This is a genomic window from Streptomyces sp. NPDC090442, assembly GCF_044769405.1.
Classification (GTDB): domain Bacteria; phylum Actinomycetota; class Actinomycetes; order Streptomycetales; family Streptomycetaceae; genus Streptomyces.
Map to the genome: position 1 here is coordinate 1 of NZ_JBIVXW010000105.1, position 21,219 is coordinate 21,219.

9 protein-coding genes are annotated in these 21,219 nt (G+C 74.3%); 4 read left to right on the top strand and 5 right to left on the bottom strand.

From position 1 onward, the window contains the following. The coding region (locus ACIQU6_RS41025) for a type I polyketide synthase (protein WP_403487172.1) at positions 1-1,763 on the bottom strand (1,763 nt) is incomplete at its 3' end. A 45-nt stretch (positions 1,764-1,808) separates the two neighbouring features. Beyond that, positions 1,809-5,870 carry a type I polyketide synthase gene (locus tag ACIQU6_RS41030; RefSeq protein WP_403487174.1) on the bottom strand — a complete coding sequence of 1,354 codons (4,062 nt, stop codon included), beginning with the start codon at positions 5,868-5,870 and terminating at the stop codon, positions 1,809-1,811. Positions 5,871-6,219: 349 nt separating this feature from the next. On the opposite strand from ACIQU6_RS41030, the gene ACIQU6_RS41035 reads away from it, so the two are divergent. From ACIQU6_RS41035 to ACIQU6_RS41050, 4 genes are read left to right on the top strand one after another with little or no spacing between them, the layout of a single operon-like run. Next, positions 6,220-7,611, top strand: coding sequence for a glycosyltransferase (locus ACIQU6_RS41035; RefSeq protein WP_403487176.1), 1,392 nt, complete (start codon positions 6,220-6,222; stop codon positions 7,609-7,611). A 16-nt stretch (positions 7,612-7,627) separates the two neighbouring features. After that, the gene (locus ACIQU6_RS41040; RefSeq protein ID WP_403487178.1) at positions 7,628-8,686 is read left to right on the top strand and encodes a DegT/DnrJ/EryC1/StrS family aminotransferase; all 1,059 of its coding nucleotides are present in this window, start codon (positions 7,628-7,630) and stop codon (positions 8,684-8,686) included. Next, a complete protein-coding gene (locus ACIQU6_RS41045) occupies positions 8,683-9,882 on the top strand; it encodes a cytochrome P450 (RefSeq protein ID WP_403487180.1) in 1,200 nt (399 codons plus the stop codon). Before ACIQU6_RS41040 ends, ACIQU6_RS41045 begins: the two co-directional genes overlap by 4 nt. 49 nt (positions 9,883-9,931) lie before the next feature. Next, entirely contained in the window at positions 9,932-10,126 is a 195-nt protein-coding gene (locus ACIQU6_RS41050) for a ferredoxin (RefSeq protein WP_403487182.1), read from the top strand. A gap of 80 nt (positions 10,127-10,206) precedes the next feature. Here ACIQU6_RS41050 and ACIQU6_RS41055 read toward each other — a convergent pair whose 3' ends face one another. From ACIQU6_RS41055 to ACIQU6_RS41065, 3 genes are all read right to left on the bottom strand, one after another. Beyond that, positions 10,207-11,391 carry a cytochrome P450 gene (locus ACIQU6_RS41055; RefSeq protein ID WP_403487184.1) on the bottom strand — a complete coding sequence of 395 codons (1,185 nt, stop codon included), beginning with the start codon at positions 11,389-11,391 and terminating at the stop codon, positions 10,207-10,209. A gap of 76 nt (positions 11,392-11,467) precedes the next feature. After that, the gene (locus tag ACIQU6_RS41060) at positions 11,468-17,656 is read right to left on the bottom strand and encodes a type I polyketide synthase (RefSeq protein WP_403487186.1); all 6,189 of its coding nucleotides are present in this window, start codon (positions 17,654-17,656) and stop codon (positions 11,468-11,470) included. A 55-nt stretch (positions 17,657-17,711) separates the two neighbouring features. Beyond that, positions 17,712-21,197, bottom strand: coding sequence for an SDR family NAD(P)-dependent oxidoreductase (locus ACIQU6_RS41065; protein ID WP_403487188.1), 3,486 nt, complete (start codon positions 21,195-21,197; stop codon positions 17,712-17,714). Positions 21,198-21,219 lie beyond the last annotated feature (22 nt).

Here is a 21,219-nt window from a genome sequence, read left to right on the forward strand (position 1 = left end):
GCCTCGTCCAACAACCGCGCACCCATCCCCACCCACTGCGAACCCTGACCGGGGAAGACGAACACCGTCCGACCCTCGACATCCGCCACGCCGCGCACCAGGGTGTTGGCGGCGCGGCCGGTGGCCAATGCCTCGGTGCCGGCGCGGAGTTCGGGGCCGGTGGGGGCGACGACGACGGCGCGGTGGTCGAGCAGCGCGCGGGCCGAGTGGAGGGTGTGGCCGATGTCCTGGGGGCGCAGCGCGGCGTCGTCCGCCACTCGGGAGGTCAGCGCGGCGGCCTGGCCGTGCAGGGCCTGTTCGGTGTGGCCGGAGACGATCCAGGGCAGCGCGGCGGGGGCAGTGCCGGTGTCGTCCGTGGCGTCGGTGGGCTCCGGTGCCTGCTCCAGCAGGGCGTGGGCGTTGGTGCCGCTGATGCCGAACGAGGAGACCGCGGCCCGCCGCGGACGACCGGTCGCCGGCCACTCCCGGGCCTCGGTGAGCAGCCGCACCGTCCCCGCCGACCAGTCCACGTGCGAGGAAGGCTCCTCGGCGTGCAGGGTCCCCGGCAGCCAGCCGTGCCGCAGCGCCATCACCATCTTGATGACGCCGGCGACGCCCGCGGCGGCCTGGGTGTGGCCGATGTTGGACTTCAACGAGCCGAGCCAGAGCGGCTGTTCGGCGGTGTGGGCTTCGCCGTAGGTGGCGAGCAGGGCCTGGGCCTCGATGGGGTCGCCGAGCCGGGTGCCGGTGCCGTGGGCCTCGACGGCGTCGACGTCCGCGGCGGTCAGACCGGTCCGGGTGAGGGCCTGGTGGATGACGCGTTCCTGGGAGGGGCCGTTGGGGGCGGTCAGGCCGTTGGAGGCGCCGTCCTGGTTGACGGCGGAGCCGCGGATCACGGCGAGGACCCGGTGTCCGTTGGCGCGGGCGTCGCAGAGGCGTTCGGCGACGAGGACGCCGACGCCTTCGGCCCAGCCGGTGCCGTCGGCGGCGTCGGAGAACGCCTTGCAACGGCCGTCGGGGGCCAGGCCGCCCTGGGCGCTGAACTCGACGAAGACCGAGGGTTCGGCGAGCAGGGTGACGCCGCCGATCAGGGCGAGGCTGGACTCGCCGGCGCGCAGCGACTGGGTGGCCAGGTGCAGGGCGACGAGGGAGGAGGAGCAGGCGGTGTCGACGGTGACGGCCGGGCCTTCGAGGCCGAGGGTGTAGGAGAGGCGGCCGGAGAGGACGCTGGCGGCGGTGCCGGTCAGGGCGTGGCCGCGGAGTTCGGCGGCGGTGTCGGCGGAGGGGGCGCCCCAGTGGTAGGAGCCGACGAAGACACCGGAGTTGCTGCCGCGCAGGGAGGTGGGGGCGATGCCGGCGCGCTCCAGGGACTCCCAGGCGACTTCGAGGAGGAGGCGCTGCTGGGGGTCCATCGCGGTCGCCTCGCGGGGCGAGATGCCGAAGAAGGCCGCGTCGAATTCGGCGGCGTCGTGGAGGAATCCGCCTTCGTGGGTGGTGCTGCTTCCGTCGCCTTTTCCGGTGAGGGTTTCCAGGTCCCAGCCGCGGTCCGCGGGAAATCCGGAAACGGCGTCGGCACCGGACCGCACCAGGTCCCAGAGGGATTCCGGTGAATTGACGCCGCCGGGCAGCCGGCAGCCCATTCCGACGATCGCGATGGGTTCGTTGTCCTTGGATTCCAGTTCGCCCAGGCGGCGCCTGGCGCGTCGGAGGTCGGAGGTGACCCGCCGGAGATAATCGACGATTTTCTCCTGCTGGTCGGGCTGGTCCTGCTGGGGTTCCGGCATCGGTTTGTCCTCGTCATCGGGTCGCGAACGAAAGCAACAATTGCGCTATGTGGTTTCGAACTCTTCATCGATGATGTCGAGCAGTCTGTCGACCGACACCGTGTCGATGTCCTCGTCCGAGGAGGGCACCTGGGCAGGCGAGTTCTGACGGAGCGTGGAGACGATGGCGTCCAACCGGTCGGCGACGGCCCGGCGTTCGGGTCCGTCCGGCGGCAGGTTGGCGACGATCGCCTCGAACCTGGTGAGTTCGTCGCCGTAGGCCCCGGATCCGGCGGGGGCGGCCGCGGCGACGAGTTCCCCGATGCGACGGGCCGCGCGTTCGGGGGTGGGGAAGTTGAAGACGAGGGTGGCCGGCAGCCGCAGTCCGGTGTGGGCGCCGAGCCGGTCGGCGAGTTCGACGCCGGCGAGCGAGTCGAAGCCGAGTTCCTTGAAGACGCTGCGGGCGCCGACGACTTCCGGGCCGGGGTGGCCGAGGACGGCGGCGGCCTGGCTGCGGACGAGTTCCAGCAGGTGGCGTTCCCGGGCGGCCGGTGGCAGCGCGGCGAGCGGGGCGCCGGTGGCGGCCGGCGCGGGCTCGGCGGTGGGTCCGGGGCGGGCCGCGGCCGGGCGGGTCGGGCGGGTGTCGGCGGGCGGGCCGCCGCGGGCGCGCTTGGGGCGTCGGGGGGCGTCGCGTTCGTCGTCGGTCAGGGGGCGGACGGTGAGGGCGTCGACGGTGACGACCGGTGCGCCGTGCACGTCGACGGCGGTGAGGCGCAGCGTTTCGGGGTCGTCGGGGCGGAGGTGGACGCGGAGCGTGCCGGCGCCGACGGCGTGCAGGCGGACGCCGTGCCAGGCGACGGGCAGGGTGCCCTGCTCGGTGAGAGTGACGTGCCGGGCGGCGTCCAACAGGGCGGGGTGCAGACCGTATTGAGCGGTGTCGTCCGCGGTGCCGGGCGGGCAGGCCACCTCGGCGAAGAGTTCGGTGCCGCGGCGCCAGGCGGCGCGCAGGCCGCGGAAGGCGGGGCCGTAGTCGAAGCCACGGTCGGCGAGGCGTTCGTAGTGGTCGTCGAGGTCGAGGGGTTCGGCGTCGACCGGTGGCCAGAGCGGGTCCGTGAGGTCGGTGGGCCGGGGCGCGCTGCCGAGGACGCCGGTGGCGCACGGGGTCCAGGCGCCGGCGGGTGCGTGGTCCGGGCGGGCGTGGACGGTGACGGTGCGGCGCCCGGAGCCGTCGGTGGGGCCGACGCGCACTTGCAGGTGCAGGGCCTCGTCGTCGGGCACGACCGGCGGTGCGGTGACGGCGAGTTGGTGCAGCACGTCGCAGCCGGTCTCGTCGCCGGCCCGGACGGCGAGTTCGACCAGTGCGGTCGCCGGGAGCAGGGTCCGGCCGGCGACGGCGTGGTCGGTCAGCCAGGGGTGGGTGCGGGCGGAGAGGGTGCCGGAGCACACCGTGCCGCCGCCGTCGGCGAGTTCGACGGCCGAGCCGAGCAGCGGGTGGCGGAGCGCGCCGGCCGTGGCGGCGCCCGGGCGGGGTGGGGTGGGCCAGTGGCGGGCGCGTTGGAAGGCGTAGGTGGGCAGGTCGGTGCGGCGGGCGCCGGTGCCGGCGTAGAAGGCGGGCCAGTCGACGGGGACGCCGAGGGTGTGCAGCCGGCCGAGGGCGGCGGCGAACGCGGCCTCTTCGGGGCGGCCCTTGGTCAGGGCCGGCACGACGTGGGCGGCGCTGCCGGGGCCGAGGGTGTCGCGGGCCATCGCGGACAGCACGCTGCCGGGGCCGAGTTCGACCAGGACGTCGGTGCCGGCCTTGGTCAGGGCGGTGATGCCGTCGGCGAAGCGGACGGTGCCGCGGACGTGGCGCACCCAGTAGTCGGGGGTGGTGATCTCGTTGCCGGCGAGTTCGCCGGTGAGGTTGGAGACCAGGGGCAGCGACGGCCGATGGAAGGTGAGGTTGGCGACGACGTCCCGGAAGGCGTCCAGCATCGGTTCCATCAGGGGTGAGTGGAAGGCGTGCGAGACGGCGAGGCGGCTGGTGCGGCGGCCGTGGTGGGCGAAGTGCGCGGTGAGGTGCCGTACGGCGTCCTCGGTGCCGGCGACGACGACCGCGGTGGGGCCGTTGACGGCGGCCAGCGCGGCGTGTTCGCCGAGCAGCGGGGTCACTTCGTCCTCGGTGGCCTCCAGTGCGGCCATCGCGCCGCCGGCCGGGAGCGCCTGCATGAGGGTGGCGCGGGCGGCGACCAGGCGGCAGGCGTCCTGGAGCGTCAGCACCCCGGCGACGTGCGCCGCGGCGATCTCGCCGACGGAGTGCCCGCCGACGGCGTCGGGGCGCAGGCCGAGGGAGGTGACCAGCCGGTGGAGGGCGACCTCGACGGCGAACAGCGCGGGTTGGGTCCATCCGGTCCGGTCCAGCAGCGCCGCGTCGGTGCCCCACATCACCTCGCGCACCGGGCGGTCCAGGTGCGGGTCGAGGGCGCGCAGGGTCTCGTCGAGGGCGTCGGCGAACACCGGGTGGCGGGCGGCGAGTTCGCGTCCCATACCGAGGCGCTGGCTGCCCTGTCCGGAGAAGAGGACGGCGGTGCGGCGGTCGCCCGCCTCGCCGCGGGCGTGCTCCACGGCGCCGTCGGCGGTCGGCAGCAGGACCGCGCGGTGGCGCAGTGCGGCGCGGCCGGTGGCGAGCGAGTGCCCGACGTCCAGCGGGTCGGTGGCGGGCCGTTCGCTCAGGTGGGTCCGGAGGCGGTCGAGTTGGGCGTCGAGGGCCTCGGGGGTGGCTGCGGACACCAACCAGGGGACGGTGGTGGCCTGGAGGGTGCCGGTCTGGTTGGTGGGTCGGTCGGTGGCCGGCGGGGCCTCTTCGAGGATCACATGGGCGTTGGTGCCGCTGATGCCGAAGGAGGAGACGCCGGCGCGACGCGGCCGGTCGCTGCGCGGCCAGGGCGTGTCGGCGGCGAGGGGGGCCACGGTGCCCGGGGACCAGTCCACTTGGCGGGTGGGGGTGGCGAGGTGGCGGATGCGCGGCATCAGGCCGTGGTGGAGGGCCAGCACGGTCTTGATGAGTCCGCCGACGCCGGCGGCGGCCTGGGCGTGGCCGATGTCGGCCTTCAACGAGCCCAGGTACAGCGGGCGTTCGGGGTCCCGGTGGGGGCCGTAGGTGGCGAGGAGGGCGCGGGCCTCGATGGGGTCGCCGAGGGGGGTGCCGGTGCCGTGGGCCTCGACGAGGTCGATGTCGGCGGGGTCGAGTCGGGCGTCGGCCAGGGCCGCGCGCAGGACGCGTTCCTGTGCGGGTCCGCTGGGGGCGGTCAGGCCGTTGGTGGCGCCGTCCTGGTTGACGGCCGAGCCGCGCAGCACGGCGAGGACGGGGTTGCCGGCGGCGCGGGCGGTGGAGAGGTGTTCCAGGGCGACGATGCCGACGCCCTCCGCCCAGGCGGTGCCGGCCGCGTCGTCGGAGAAGGGCCGGCAGCGGCCGTCGGCGGCGAGGCCGCCCTGTCGGGTGTGGCCGACGAACGCGGCGGGGGTGGACATCACGGTGACGCCGCCGGCCAGGGCGGTGCTGCACTCCCCCGCGCGCAGCGCGCGTATCGCCCAGTGCAGGGCGACCAGTGAGGAGGAGGACGTGGTGTCGACGGTGACGGCGGGGCCTTCGAGGCCGAGCACGTAGGCCAGGCGGCCGGAGATGACGCCGGGGGTCAGGCCGGTGAGGGCGTGGCCGTCGAGGTCGTCGGGCGAGGTGCGGGTGACGGCGGCGTAGTCCTGGCCGCTGGCGCCGACGAAGACGCCGGTGCGGCTGCCGCGCAGCGAGTGCGGGTCGATACCGGCCCGTTCCAGGGCCTCCCAGGCGGTCTCCAGGACGAGGCGCTGCTGCGGGTCGGTGGAGACGGCCTCGCGGGGCGACATGCCGAAGAAGGCGGCGTCGAACTCGGCGGCGCCGGTGAGGAATCCGCCCTCTTGGGTCGCGCTGCGGCCGGGGCCGTCGCCGGCCAGGGCGGCCAGGTCCCAGCCGCGGTCGGCCGGGAAGCCGGTCGTGGCGTCGCGGTCGCCGCGGACCAGTTCCCACAGGTCCTCCGGTCCGGCGACGCCGCCCGGATAGCGGCAGGCCATTCCGACGACCACTACCGGGTCCTCGTCGGCTCCGATCGTCATGTCGTGCTCCCCCTGCGGAAAAGTCGGCCTCGGCTCACCTCTGCGTGCCGGATCGTACGGTCGCAAAGCCTGTACTTTTCCCTAAGGAATGGCGGCGGCCGGCGGTGGTCATTGGCCGGTGGGGCCGGAAAGGGCCGTCGCGGGGCGAAGACTAGGGAATCCCCGGTCCGTGGCGTGAGACCAAGTAAGCGACCCGTTTTCCCCGCGGTGCGTTCCGGGTGCCGGCCGCTGTCCGTTCCGGCGGCGCGCCCCGGGCTGCGGCGTCGGCGAAAGCGGTCACTCGGCGTCCGGCCGGGTGGCCGCGCGACGCGCGGGCGAGCGGCCCGCCACTTTCCGAGGGGTGTTGTCCATGGGCGCGAATCGGCGGCCGATCCTGTTCGTGAGTTATGCCGAAAGCGGCCTGCTCAATCCGCTGCTCGTGCTCGCCGGGGAATTGTCCCGGCGCGGCGTCGGCGACCTGTGGTTCGCGGCGGACGAGAAGGCCCGCGACGAGGTGGCGGCGGCGGTGGACGGCAGCCCGCTGCAGTTCGCTTCCCTGGGCGACACCGTTTCGCGGATGTCGGCGGTCACATGGGACGACGCGACCTATGCCGAGGTGACGCAGCGTTCGCGGTTCAAGGCGCACGCCGCGGTGATCCGGCATTCGTTCGCGCCGGAGTCGCGGATCGCCAAGTACCGCCGCCTGGAGGAGATCGTGGCGGAGGTGCAGCCGGCGCTGATGGTGATCGAGAGCATGTGCCAGTTCGGGTACGAGCTGGCGATCACCAAGGGCATTCCGTTCGTGCTGGGGGTGCCGTTCGTGCCGAGCAACGTGCTCACCTCGCACGTGCCGTTCGCCAAGTCCTATACGCCGTCGGATTTCCCGGTGCCGCATTCCGGCCTGCCGGGGGCGATGACGTTCCCTCAGCGGGTGGAGAACCGGCTGTTCCGGCTGCGGACGCTCGGGATGTTCCTGACGTCGTCGATCCGCAAGGTCGTCGAGGAGGACAACCGGATCCGCACGGAGCTGGGCATCGCGCCCGAGGCACGGCAGATGATGGCGCGGATCGACCACGCGGAGCGGGTGTTGTGCTACTCCGTGCGGGAGTTGGACTACCCGTTCCCGATGCACCCGAAGATGGACCTGGTGGGCACGATGGTGCCGCCGCTGCCGCAGGCGCCGGACGACGACGGGCTCGGTGACTGGCTGTCGGCGCAGAAGTCCGTGGTCTACATGGGCTTCGGCACCATCACCCGGCTGACCCGGGCACAGGTGGCGTCGCTGGTGGAGGTCGCGCGGCGGCTGGACGGCGCGGGCCACCAGGTGCTGTGGAAACTCCCCCGCGAGCAGCAGGAGTTGCTGCCGCCGGCCGACCAACTGCCGGCCAGTCTGCGGATCGAGGCGTGGGTCCCGTCGCAGTTGGACGTGCTGGCCCATCCGAACGTGAAGGTGTTCTTCACGCACGCCGGCGGCAACGGCTACCACGAGGGGCTGTACTTCGGGAAGCCGCTGGTGGTGCGCCCGCTGTGGGTGGACTGCGACGACCAGGCGGTCCGCGGCCAGGACTTCGGGGTGAGCCTGACCCTGGACCGGCCCGAGACGGTGGACGCCGACGACGTCCTGGACAAGATCACCCGCGTGCTCGACCAGCCCCATTTCACCGAGCGCGCCGAGCACTTCGCCGGGCTGCTGCGGGACGCCGGCGGCCGGGCCGCGGCGGCGGACCTGCTGCTCGGCCTCCCCTCCCTGGCAACCGACTGACCGAGGAAGACGACTCATGTCCTATACGCATCCGGTGTCCATGCCGTGGCTCAACGGCCGCGAGCTCGACTATGTGACCGAGGCCGTCGGAGGCGGCTGGATCTCCTCCCAAGGGCCGTACGTCAAGCGGTTCGAGGAGGCGTTCGCGGCGTACAACGACGTGCCGTACGGCGTGGCGTGTTCGTCGGGGACCACGGCGCTGACGCTGGCGCTGCGGGCGCTCGGCGTCGGCCCCGGTGACGAGGTGATCGTCCCGGAGTTCACGATGATCGCGTCCGCGTGGGCGGTGACCTACACCGGCGCCACGCCGGTCTTCGTGGACTGCGGCGACGACCTGAACATCGACGTGTCCCGCATCGAGGAGAAGATCACCCCGCGCACCAAGGTGATCATGCCGGTGCACATCTACGGCCGGCAGTGCGCCATGGACGCCGTGCTGGACCTGGCTCACGAGTACAACCTGCGGGTGGTGGAGGACTCCGCGGAGGCGCACGGGGTGCGGCCGCGGGGCGACATCGCCTGCTTCTCGCTCTTCGCCAACAAGATCATCACGGCCGGTGAGGGCGGGATCTGCCTGACCCGGGACCCGCACCTGGCCGCGCAGATGGCGCACCTGCGGGCGATGGCGTTCACCAAGGACCACAGCTTCCTGCACAAGAAGCTGGCCTACAACTACCGCATGACCAACATGCAGGCCGCGGTGGCGCTCGCCCAGACCGAGCAGTTGGACATGATCCTCGCGCTGCGCCGGGACATCGAGAAGCGGTACGACGAGGCGCTCCGCGACGTGCCCGGCATCACGCTGATGCCGCCGCGCGAGGTGCTGTGGATGTACGACCTGCGGGCCGAGCGGCGCGACGAGCTGTGCGCGTACCTCGCCGGCGAAGGCGTCGAGACCCGGGTGTTCTTCAAGCCGATGAGCCAGCAGCCCGGCTACTTCCGGCCCGACTGGCCCTCGCTCAACGCCGCCCGGTTCAGCGCCGACGGCTTCTACCTGCCGACGCACACCGGTCTGACCGCGCGGGACCAGGAGTTCGTCACCGGCCGGATCCGCGCGTTCTACGGAGTGGCATGAGTACCGAAACGGAGGCGGAGCAGCCGGCGGCCGCGCGGTGCCCGGTCGCGTTCCCGCTGCGGCAGCCGGGGCGGCCCTTCCCGCCGCCTGAGTACGCGGAGTACCGCGCGGGTGGCTGCCCGGTCCGCTCCGAACTGCCCAGCGGCCCGGTGTGGTTGGTGACCCGGCACGAGGACGTCCGGGCGGTGTTGACCGATCCGCGGATCAGCGCCGACCCGTCCAAGCCGGGTTTCCCCAAGGCCGCCCGGACCGGTGGGGCGCCGTCGCAGCACGAGGTGCCGGGCTGGTTCGTGGCGCTGGACCCGCCGGAGCACGGCCGGTTCCGCAAGACGCTGATCCCGGAGTTCACCGTCCGCAAGGTGCGTGAACTGCGGCCGGTGATCCAGCAGATCGTGGACGAGCGGATCGACGCCATGCTGGCCGCGGGCACCTCGGCGGACCTCGTCGAGTCCTTCGCGCTGCCGGTGCCGTCCCTGGTGATCTCCAGCCTGCTGGGCGTGCCCAAGGCCGACCGGGACTTCTTCGAGGACCGCACCCGGGTCCTGGTCCGCCTCAGCTCGACCGACGAGCAGCGCGACGAGGCGACCCGGGCGCTGTTGCGGTACCTGGGCCGGCTGATCCAGATCAAGCAGCGGCGCCCTGGCGACGACCTGATCAGCCGGCTGATCGCCGCGGGCACACTGTCCCGGCAGGAGCTGTCCGGAGTGTCGATGCTGCTGCTGATCGCGGGGCACGAGACGACGGCGAACAACATCGGCCTGGGCGTGGTGCAGTTGCTCAGCAACCCGCAGTGGGTCGGTGACGACCGGATCGTCGAGGAGCTGCTGCGCTACTACTCGGTCGCCGACCTGGTGGCGTTCCGGGTGGCCGTCGAGGACGTGGAGGTCGGCGGCCATCTGATCCGGGCCGGCGAGGGCATCGTGCCGCTGATCGCCGCGGCCAACCACGACGACGCGGTGTTCGCCGCGCCGGACCGCTTCGACCCGGAGCGCTCGGCGCGGTCCCATGTGGCGTTCGGCTACGGCGTCCACCAGTGCCTGGGCCAGAACCTGGTGCGCGTCGAGATGGAGATCGCCTACAAGACGCTGTTCGCGCGGATCCCCTCCCTCACGCTGGCCGTGCCGGTGTCCGAACTGCCGCTGAAGTACGACGGGGTGCTGTTCGGCCTGCACGAACTGCCCGTCACCTGGAAGTGAGGGCGGCCGGGACACCCGGCCGCCAGGACCCGATCCTCGGAGGAACCTCGTGCGCATCACCGTCGACACCGGGCGCTGCGTCGGCGCCGGACAGTGCGTCCTGGCCGCACCCGATCTGTTCGACCAGGACGACGAAGGCCTGGTGACCGTCCTGGAACCGGCGGTCTCCGGGCCCGCCGCCGAGAACGCCCGCGACGCGGCGGCGCTCTGTCCGTCCGGGGCGATCAGCATCACGGAGGAGTGAGCGACCGGCACCCGTGCGAGGGCCCCGACCCAGGGTGGGTCGGGGCCCTCACCGCTGCCCGGGGCACGCCGGGCGCCCGGTCACCAGGCGACCGGCAGCTCCGTCAGGCCCGCGGACAACTGGCCGGACAGGACGCGCAGTTCCTCGACCGGGCGGGTCAGACGCAGCTCGGGGAGCCGGGTGAACAGGAGGGTGTAGGCGGTGCGCAGTTGGATGCGGGCCAGCGGGGCGCCGATGCAGTGCCACATGCCGTGGCCGAAGGTCAGGTGGGGGTTGGGGGCACGCCGGATGTCGAAGAGCTCGGGCTCGTCGAAGACCGTGCGGTCGAAGTTCACCAGGGTGAAGTCCAACAGCACCAGGTCGCCGGCCTTGATGGTGGCGTCCCCGACCGGCACGTCGTCGGTGGCGTAGCGCGGCAGCACCGAGCCGCCGGCCTTGGCGGACCGCAGGATCTCCTCGACGCCGCTGCGCATCAGCTTGTCGTCGGCGAGGGCCGCGGCGAGTTGGTCCCGGTGCCGGGTGAACAGCACCACGCCCAGGTCGATGTGGCTGGCGACGCTGTCCAGTCCGGCGAAGAGCAGCCCGGCGGCGATCGGGCCGATGCGGTCGTCGGACGGCACCCGCTGGCACAGCCGGGAGATGACGTCGTCCTCGGGTGCGGCGCGCTTGTCGCGGGCCAGGCCGGAGAGCAGGCCGAACAGTTCGTCCTGCCCTTCCTGGACGCGTGCGGGGTCGTCGAGTTCGCCGAGTTTGGTGAGGACGGCGACCAGGCGGCCCTGTTCCTCGGGGGGCACGCCGATGAGCGTGCACAGCACCGACAGGGAGAACGGCAGCGAGAACCCGCCGTGCAGATCGGCGGGCGGGCCCTGGGCGGTGAACTGGCCGAGGATGCCCTCGGCGAGGGCCTCCACCTTCGGCACCAGGTCCATCACCCGGCGGGCGGAGAACTGCGGGGTGAGCAGGGAGCGCATCTCGGTATGGAGGGCGCGGGCCTGGTCGACGTCGTCGGTGACGAGCAGGTCCAGGAACGGATTGCGCACGTAGCGGGGGGCGTTGGCCGGGTCGGTGTGGGCGCGGGCCAGCCGTTCGTCGTGCAGCAGTTGCTTGAGTTCGGCGTGCCGGGTGACCAGCCAGCCCTCGTCGCCGGCGGGGGTGCGGACCTTGCAGATCGGGGCGCGGGACTGGAGTTCGCGCAGCAGCGGGCTCAGGCGCAGGACGGGCGGCACCTCTGCCCTGAGGGAGGGTGGTGCGGTCGGTGTGGTCATGGCGGGCTCCTCGGGAGGGTGGTGCCGTGCGGTGTGCGGGCGGCCCGGCCGGACGGGGTCCGGCCGGGCCGGTTTCTCAGGCGGTGCGGGGTGGCAGTTCCGCGAGCCAGTCGTCGATGGCCCGGGCGGTCAGCGCCGAGTGCTCCTTGGCGAGGGACAGGTGGTCGGCGTCGATGTCGCGGACGTCGTCGGCGGGGACGGACGAGGTGTCGAGCCGGAAGCCGGCGAGGTCCCGGGCGGCGCGCACGAGGAGGGTGGGCGCGGTGGGTGCGGGCGCCTCGATGTCGGTCATCGCCATGAACCAGTGGGCCATCGCCGACATCCGGGCGCTGTTCAGCGTCACCGAGGGCGAGTCGATGTCGGCGAGGTAGAACCGGGTGGTGCGGTCCAGGTCGTTGCCCTCGCCGGGGCTGTAGCGGATGGAGGCGGTGTCGAGGAGGATCACCGCCTCGGGCCGGACGTCCCAGGTGTCCTCCAGGACGCCGGCGGCCAGGTAGGCGAGCGAGCCGCCGGTGGAGTGGCCGACCATGACGAACGGTTCGCCGTCGCTGGCCATCAGGACGCTCTCGGCGACGATCCGGGCGGCGGCCTCGCTGGTGGCGGGCAGCGGTTCGCCGGGGGCGAAGCCCATCAGTGGCAGCGCCGAGACGTGCCGCCGGCCGCGGAAGTGCGCCGCGATGCGGGCGTACTGGTGGACGCCGCCGGTGGCGCCGGGGGCACTGACGAAGATCAGCCGCGGGTTGTCGGGGCCGTCGGCGAGGGTGACCGGCTCGGAGAGCTCCTCCAGCTCGGCGGGGGTGTCGAACATCGGCCGGGTGTTGGCGACGGCCTTGAGCATCCGCATCGCCTCGACCAGCTTGCCGCCGCGCACCGCGTTGTAGAACAGGCCCTCCAGGGTGTCGTCGGAGCGCACTGCGGAACGGGCCGCGGCGGTCGCACCGGACCCACCGGCCTCGGGGCTGTTGCCGAGTTCCTGGTGCAGCCAACGTGCCAGTTTGGCGGGCGTCTTGTTGTCGAAGACGACCGACGAGGGCAGTCGCAGGCCGAGGATCGGGCCGAGTTGGTTGCGCAGGCTGACCGAGACCAGGGAGTCGAAGCCCAGCTCCAAGAAGCCCCGTTCGGGGTCGACGGCGCTGGGGTCGGGGTGGCCGAGCAGTCCGGCGGTGTAGCCGACGACCAGGTCGGTGAGGAGTTGTTCCTGGCCGGCCTCGTCGAGGCGGCCCAGGCGCTCGCGGAGCGTGACGGGCGAGCGGTCGGCGGTGGCGGCGGACCGTCGGCCGCGCGGCACCAGATCGCGCCAGATCGCGGGCAGCGCCTGCTGGTCCCGCAGCCCGGCGATGTTGAGACGGCTGGGTGCCACGGCCGGCTCGGGGCGGGCGAGGGCGGCGTCGAAGAGCGCCAGACCGTCCTCGATGTCCAGGGCCGGCAGACCGCCGCGGGCCATGCGTTCCAGGTGGGCGTCGCTGACCGAGGCGGTCATGCCGCTGCCCCGGCCCCACGGCCCCCAGGCGAGGGAGTGCGCCACCAGGCCCTGTGCGGCCCGGTGTTGGGCCAGTGCGTCGAGGTAGGCGTTGGCGGCGGCGTAGTTGGCCTGGCCGGGGGTGCCGAGGACGCCGGAGACCGAGGAGTACAGGACGAAGCCGGCCAGGTCGCGGTCGCGGGTGGCGTCGTGCAGGTGCCAGGCGGCGTCGGCCTTGGGCCGGAGCACGGCGGCCAGTTGGTCGGTGGTGAGGGAGCCGATCAGGGTGTCGTCGAGGATGCCGGCGGTGTGCACGACCGCGGTCAGCGGGTGCGCGGTGGGCAGCGAGGCGAGGAGCGCGTCCAGCGCCGCGCGGTCGCCGACGTCGCAGGCCGCCACGCGGACCTCTGCGCCGAGTCCGGTCAGTTCCTCGGTCAACTCCCGGGCGCCCGGGGCGTCGGGGCCGCGGCGGCCGGCGAGCAGCAGGTGCCGGACGCCGCGGGTGGTGACCAGGTGTCGGGCGAGCGCGGCGCCCAGGCCGCCGGTGCCACCGGTGATCAGGACGGTGCCGTCCGGGTCCCAGGTGCGGGCCGGCGCGGCGTCGACGGCCGGTTCCGGCAGCCGGGCCAGGCGGGCGGCGCGCACCGTGCGGTCGCGGACGGCGAGTTGCTGCTCGTCGAGGCCGAGGAGGTGCGGCAGCATCCCGGCCGACCGGAACGCGTCGTCGAGGTCGACCAGCAGCAGGCTGCCGGGGTTCTCCGTCTGGGCGGAGCGCACCAGGCCCCAGACCGCGGCGGCGGCCGGGTCGATGCCGGTCGCCTGGCCGGCGGCGACGGCGCCGCGGGTGACGAAGACGAGCCGGGCGGCGGCCAGTCGGGGCTCGGCCAGCCACTCGTGGATCAGCCCGAGGACCCGGGTGGTGAGGGCGCGCACGGCCTCGGGTCCGGCGTCCGGTCCGCCGACGACCGGGATGAGGAGGACGTCGGGGGCCAGCCCGCCGTCACCCAGGGTGCCGCTGAGGGACGCGGCGTAGGCGCTGACGGTCTCGTCGGCGCGGTGCAGCGCGTAGCCGAGGTCGAGTTCGTCGTCGCCGACGACGGCCCAACGGGTGCCGACGGCGCGGGCGCCGGGGTCGACCGGCACCCAGTCCAGGTGGAACAGCTCGCCCTGGCCGGTGTGACCGACCGTGGCGGGTGCCGGGCCGTCCTGCGCGGAGGCGAGGGTGATGCCGTCGGCGGTCAACACCGCGCCGCCCGCGGCGTCCACGGCCGCGAGGGCCACGGTGTCGGGACCGGTCGCGGTGAGTCGGATCCGCAGCGCGGTGGCTCCGGTGGCGTGCAGGGTGAGTCCGGTGATGCCGGTCGGTTCGGCGGTGTGCTCCGCGTCCAGCGCGGCGGCGGCGCGGAGTGCGGTGGCCAGCAGCGCGGGGTGGATGCCGAAGCCGCGGTCGGCCGCGGGGGAGGCGGGCAGGGCCAGTTCGGCAAGGACCTCGCCGTCGCGCCGCCACACCCCGGTGAGGCCCTGGAAGCGCGGGCCGTAGTGGTGGCCGGAGGCGCTGGCCGCCGCGTCGAGGTCGGCGACGGGCACCGGGCGGGCGTCCCGCGGCGGCCACTCGGCGTCGACCGGGGCGACGGAGTCCGTGGGAGCGTCGGGGGTGTCGGGGGTGAGCAGGCCGGTCGCGCAGGTGGTCCAGGGGGCGCCGCCCTCGGTGGTGGCGGGGCGGGCGTGGACGGTCAGCGGCCGGTGGCCCGCCGCGTCAGGGGCGCCGACCCGGGCCTGGAGGGTGACGATGTCGCCGTCCGCGAGGGTGAGCGGCGCCGGCAGGTCGAGCCGCGCCAGGTGTGGGGTGCCGCTCAGGTCGCCGGCCCGGATGGCGAGTTCGGCGAAGGCGGCGCCGGGGACGGTGATCCGGCCGTGGCTGCGGTGGTCGCCGAGCCAGGGGTGGGTGGGGAGCGCGAGGCGCCCGGTGAGCACGGTCTCGTCGGCGTCGGCGAGGGTGACGGCGGCGCCCAGCAGGGGGTGGGCGGCGGCGGTCTGTCCGAGGTCGGCCGGGTCGCCGGAACGGGCGCGGAGGGTGGGCCAGTAGCGCTCGCGCTGGAAGGCGTAGGTCGGCAGCGCGACGGGGGCGGCCTGCGGGGTGCGGGTGCCGGCGAACACCGCGTCCCAGTCCACCTCCGCACCGTGCGCCCACAGGGTGCCCAGGGCGGCCAACACGGTGGTCTCCTCGGGCCGTTCCCTGCGCAGCGCCGGCACGGCGACCAGGCCCGGCTCGGGGAGGTTCTCCCGGGCCAGGGCGGACAGCACGCCGTCCGGGCCGAGTTCGAGGAAGGTCCGCACGCCGCGGTCGGCGAGGGCGCGCAGGCCGTCGCCGAAGCGGACGGTCTGCCGGACGTGGCACACCCAGTAGTGCGGGGTGGCCAACTCCTCGGCGGTGGCGGGCAGTCCGGTGAGGTTGGACACGACCGGGATCGCCGGCTCGGCGAAGGTCAGCGGCACCAGGGCCGTGCGGAAGGCGTCGAGCACCGGGTCCATCAGCGGTGAGTGGAAGGCGTGGCTGACCGGGAGGCGGGTGGTGCGGCGGCCCAGGTCGTCGAAGTGCCGGCGGACCGCGAGGGCGGCGTCCTCGGCGCCGGAGACGACGACGGAACGGGGTGCGTTGACCGCGGCGAGCGCGAGGTCGTCGGTCAGCAGCGGGCGCACCTCGTCCTCGGTGGCCTCCAGCGCCACCATGGCGCCGCCGGGCGGGAGTTCGCCCATGGCGGTGGCGCGGGCGGCCACCAGGGTGCAGGCGTCCGCGAGCGACAACACGCCGGCGACGTGTGCGGCGGTGATCTCGCCGATGGAGTGTCCGGTGACGTAGTCGGGCCGGATGCCCCAGGAGGCCAGCAGGCGGTACAGCGCGACCTCGACGGCGAACAGCGCGGGCTGGGTGTGACGGGTGTGGTCCAACCGCGCGCGGTCCGGGCCCCAGACGACGTCGCGCAGCGAGGTGCCGAGCCGGGCGTCCAGCAGGGCCACCGCCTCGTCGAAGGCGGCGGCGAAGACCGGGTAGCGGGCGTGGAGTTCGCGGCCCATGCCCAGGCGCTGCGAGCCCTGGCCGGAGAAGAGCACGGCCAGCCCGCCCCGGTCGCCGGTGGGGACGGCGCCGCGGGCCACCTCGGTGCGCACGCCGTCCGCGTGGACCAGCAGAGCCCGGTGTTCGAAGGCGGCGCGGGTGGTGGCGAGCGCGTGGCCGATGTCGGCGGCGGTGCGGCCGGGCTCGGTGGTCAGCTCACGGACCCGCGCCACCTGGGCGTCGAGGGCGCCGGCGGTGCGGGCCGCGACCGGCCACGGTACGGCGTTCGGCGTGCGGGGAGCGACGGCGGACGGCTCGTCGGCGGCGCCGCCCGGCACCGTGGGAACCGCCTCACCGGCCGTCAATTCCCCAGGAACGGGAGCCTGTTCAAGGATGATGTGGGCGTTGGTGCCGCTGATGCCGAAGGAGGAGACGGCGGCCCGGCGCACCCGGTCGCCCTCGGGCCAGGGGACGGGTTCGGTGAGCAGCCGCACGGCGCCGGCGTCCCAGTCGACGTGCGAGGACGGCGTATCGACGTGCAGCGTCCGCGGGAGCAGGCCGTGGCGCAGGGCCAGCACCGTCTTGATCACGCCCGTGACGCCGGCGGCGGCCTGGGAGTGGCCGAGGTTGGACTTCACCGAGCCGAGCCACAGCGGGCGTTCGGGGTCCCGGTCCTGGCCGTAGGTGGCGAGCAGCGCACCGGCCTCGATGGGGTCGCCGAGCCGGGTGCCGGTGCCGTGCGCCTCGACCGCGTCCACGTCGGAGGGGGTGAGGCCGGCGCCGGCCAGTGCCTGGCGGATCACCCGCTGTTGGGACGGGCCGTTGGGGGCGCTGAGACCGTTGGAGGCGCCGTCCTGGTTGACGGCGGAGCTACGCAGCACGGCGAGCACCGGGTGGCCGTTGCGCTGCGCGTCGGAGAGCTTCTCGACCAGCAGCATGCCGACGCCCTCGGACCAGGCGGTGCCGTCGGCGGCCTCGGCGAACGGCTTGCAGCGGCCGTCGGACGCCAACCCTCCCTGCATGCTGAAGCCGGCGAAGCTGGCCGAGGTCGTCATCACGGTGGCGCCGCCGGCCAGGGCGAGGCCGCATTCGCCGGCGCGGACGGCCTGCGCGGCCAGGTGCAGGGTCACCAGGGACGACGAGCAGGCGGTGTCGAGGGTGACGGCGGGGCCTTCGAGGCCGAGGGCGAAGGCGAGGCGGCCGGAGAGCACGCTGGCGGCCAGGCCGTTGCCCGCGTAGCCGCCCAGGTCGTCCTCCGCGGCGAGGACCAGGTGTGCGTAGTCCTGGCCGTTGGTGCCGACGAACACGCCGGTGCGGGAGCCGCGCAGCCCCGCCGGGTTGATGCCGGCGCGCTCGACGGCCTCCCAGGCGGTCTCCAGCAGGAGCCGCTGTTGCGGGTCCATGGCGAGGGCCTCGCGCGGGGAGATGTCGAAGAAGCCCGGGTCGAAGTCGGCCGCGTCGGCGAGGAATCCGCCCTCCTGAGTGGCGCTGTGGCTGGGTCCGTCGCCGGCCAGTGCCGCCAGGTCCCAGCCCCGGTCGGCGGGGAACGGCCCGATGCCGTCCCGCCCAGCGGACAGCATCTCCCACAGGTCCTCCGGAGAACGCACGCCGCCGGGGAGCCGACAGGCCATGCCGACGATCGCCACGGGTTCGTGGCGGCCCGCCTCCAACTCCTGGAGGCGCTGGCGGGTTTGGTGGAGGTCCACCGTGACCCACTTCAGGTAGTCGACGAGTTTCTTTTCGTCCGGCATCGTCCGTGGAACCTTCCTGGGATGTGAGGGGAGCGAGCGACGGGGGTCGGGCGGTTCAGGAGTCCGTCTGCCGGCCGAGTTCATGGTCGATGAAGGCGAGGACCTCGTCGGCGCTGGCCGCTTCGATGCGGGCGTCGACGGCCGGCCGATCGCCGTCCTGTTGGGTGCCGTCCCACTGGGCCAGCAGTTGCCGGAGGCGTCCCGCGACGTCCTGGCGGGTGGCGTCGTCGACACCGTCCGGGGACAACTGCGCGGCGATCCGGTCGAGTTGGGCCAGTGGCGAGCGGCCGGGGCCGGTCGCGTCGCCACCGGACAGTGCCGGTTCGAGATACCGCGCGACGGCGGCCGGGGTGGGGTGGTCGAAGACGAGGGTGGCGGGCAGCCTGGTGCCGGTGGCGGCGGCCAGTCGGGTCCGCAGTTCGACCGCCATCAGGGAGTCGAACCCCAGCCGGTTGAAGTCCCGTTCGGCCGGTACGGCGTCCGTCCCGGTGTGGCCGAGCACCGCGGCGGTCTCGGCGCGGACCAGGTCGAGCAGGGCCTGGTGCCGCGCCGCGGCGTCCAGGCCGGCCAGCCGACGGGCCGTCCCGCCTGCGGAGGCGGCCGCGGCGGTACGGCGCCGGCCGCGCACCAGGGCGCGGAGCACGGCGGGGACCGGACCCTCGGTGGATGCGGCGGTCCAGGACACCCGCACCGCCACCGCGAATCCGTCGCCCCGGGCGGCGGCCTCGTCGAACAGGGCCAGGCCCTGCTCGGGTGCGAGCGGCGGCTTGCCCGAGCGCTCCAGGCGGGCCAGGTCAGCGGCGCCGAGGGTGCCGGTCATGCCGGCGTCCTGCCGCCACGGCCCCCAGGCCAACGACAGCCCGGGCAGGCCCTGGGCGGCGCGATGGACGGCGAGCGCGTCGAGGAAGGCGTTACCGGCGGCGTAGTTGCCCTGGCCGGGGCCGCCGGTGATGCCGGCGACCGAGGAGTAGAGCACGAAGCCGGCCAGGTCGAGGTCGCGGGTGGCTTGGTGCAGGTGCCAGGCGGCATCGACCTTGGGCCGCAGGACGGCGTCCAGTTGTGCCGGCGTCAGCGTGCCGAGGGTGGCGTCTTCGAGGACGCCGGCGGTGTGCACGACGGCGGTCAGCGGGTGCTCCTGTGGGAGCTGGGCCAACAGTCGGTCCAGGGCGGTGCGGTCGGCGACGTCGCAGGCGGCGAGGGTGACCTCGGCGCCGAGCGCGGCCAGTTCGTCGCGCAGGGCGGTCGCGCCGGGCGCGTCGGGTCCGCGGCGGCCGGCCAGCAGCAGGTGCTTGATGCCGTGTCCGGTGACCAGATGGCGGGCGAGGTGGCCGGCCAGGCCGCCGGTGCCACCGGTGATCAGGACGGTGCCGTCGCGGTCCCAGGCGCGCAGCGGGTGCGCGTCGGTGGCCGGTGCGGCGGTGGCCCGGGTCAACCGGGCGACGGTCGGCGCGCCACCGCGGAGCGCGACCTGGGTCTCCCCCGCGGCCAACAGGGCCGCCAGGTCCTCCGGCGCGACCGTGTCACCGGCCGCCGCCGGCCCGGCGGGGTCGAGGTCCAACAGCAGGTAGCCGCCCGGGTGTTCCGACTGCGCCGAGCGGACCAGCCCCCAGACCGCGGCCGCCGCCAGGTCGTGCACCTCCTCCGCCCCGGTGCTGATGGCACCGCGGGTGACGATCACCAGGTGCGCATCGGTCGTGCGTGGGTCGGCGGTCCAGCGCTGCAACAGGTCCAGCACCGCCGTGGTGGTGGCGCGGGCCGCGGCGGGCAGCTCGTCGCCCCGGACCGGCGCGCCGAGCACCGGCGCGAGGACGAGCGAGGGCAGCGGCCCGGCACCGTCGAGGAGCGCGGTCAACGAGGCGACGCGCCCGATGCCTGCCTCGGTGGAGCCCAATACCGTTTCCAGTTCCGGGAGTTCCGCGCCGAGCACGACGCACCGCGGACCGTCGGCGGTGCGCGCGCCGCTCTTCGCCGCGGGGACCCATTCCATGTCCAGCAGGACCGCGTCGTCCCCGCCGCCGGCCGCATCCGGCGCGGCGACGGTGGGCGTGCGCAACGTGAGGCCACTGACGGAGAGGACCGGGGCGCCCTGCGGGTCGGCGGCCTCCAGGGACCAGGTGTCCGCGCCGTGCGGGGTCAGGTGGACGCGCAGGACGGTGGCCGAGGCGGCGTGCAGGGTGAGGCCCTGCCAGTCGAGGGCGTCGCGGGCGTCGTCCCCGCCCAGCAGGTCGGCGGCGCGGGCCGCGGTGTCCAGGAGCGCCGGGTGGAGCGCGAACGCCCGCTCGGCCGGGCCGGGTTCGGGGAGTTCGAGGTCGGCGAAGACCGCACCGTCCCGCTGCCAGGCGGCCGTGATCCCGGTCGGGCCGTCGATGGCGGGCAGCGCGTCGAGGGCCACGGCGCGCTCCGGCGGCCAGACGGCCGAGGAGGCCGGGGGCGGCGCGGTGTCGGTGGTCAGCGCGGCGGTGGCATGCAGCGTCCAGGGGCCGTCGACGGCGCCGTCGGGCCGGGCGTGCACGGACAGGGCGCGCCGGCCGGCGTCGTCCGGGGCGGCCACCCGCACCTGGAGGCGCTGGGCCCGCTCGTCGGTGAGGACGAGCGGTGCGGTGACGGTCAGCTCGGCCACGGTCGGGCAACCGACCTGATCCCCCGCGCGGACGGCCAGTTCGACGAGGACCGCGGCCGGCAGGACGACGCGACCGTCGTCCTCGTAGGCCGTGAGCCAGGGCTGGGTGGCGGTCGACAGGCGGCCGGAGAGCAGGACCTCCCCGGACCCGGCGACGGTGGTCACGGCACCGAGCAGCGGATGCCGGCCGGCCTCCAGACCGAGCCCGCCGGCGTCACCGGGCGTTCCGGTGGCCAACGACGGCCAGTAGCGCTCGCGTTGGAAGGGGTAGGTCGGCAGCGCGATCCGTCGCCCACTGGTGCCGGCCAGCACGCCGGCCCAGTCGACCTCGACTCCGGCCGCGTGCAGCCGGGCGACGGCACCGAGGGCCGCGCGCTCCTCCGGACGGTCCTTGCGCAGGACGGGCACCACGACGCCGTCCCCACCGTCGGGCAGACAGGCACCGGCCAGGGCGGAGAGGACCCCGTCGGGGCCGATCTCCAGGAAGGCGTTCGCACCACGCTCCACCAGCGCCCGCACACCGTCGGCGAACCGGACCGTCGCCCGCACATGCCGCACCCAGTAGTCGGCGGAACCCAACTCCCCCGCCGCAGCCACCCCACCCGTCACATTCGACACCACCGGAATCCGCGGCTCGTGATAGTCGAGGCTCTCCGCAACAGCCCGGAAGTCATCAAGCATCGGATCCATCAACGGCGAGTGGAAAGCATGACTGACGGAGAGGCGGTGGGTCCGCAGGCCCTGCTCAGCGAGCCGGCCAACGACCCGGTCCACCTCAGCCTCAGCACCCGAAACCACCACCGAAGCAGGCCCGTTGACCGCCGCGACACTCACCGATCCCTCACCGCCGAGCAGCGGGACGACATCCTCCTCCCCCGCCTCCACAGCCACCATCACGCCACCCTCCGGCAACGCATCCATCAACCGCGCCCGAGCAGCAACC